Here is a 237-nt window from a genome sequence, read left to right on the forward strand (position 1 = left end):
ATCGTTAAGTGTAAGAATTGCAACAAGTATAGTTTCGTTATCACAATCATCTGCAACGGTATAAGTAACTGTTAATGTACCACCAGCGCCACAAGTGGAAGCAAGGTTTGTGTACGCATAATCAGAAGTTACATCAAATACAGCATCTGTATCACAAGCATCTGTACCGCAAGATTGAAGTGCTAAAATATTAGCAGCATTCCAATCGTTAGCAATCGTTTCATTATTTGTTCCATC

General features: G+C 37.6%; 1 protein-coding gene. It reads right to left on the reverse strand.

The annotated features are described in order from the left end of the window. The coding region (locus ACVCZW_RS13225) for a hypothetical protein (protein ID WP_452232639.1) at positions 1-237 on the reverse strand (237 nt) is incomplete at both ends.

This window comes from Lacinutrix sp. MEBiC02595, assembly GCF_053601555.1.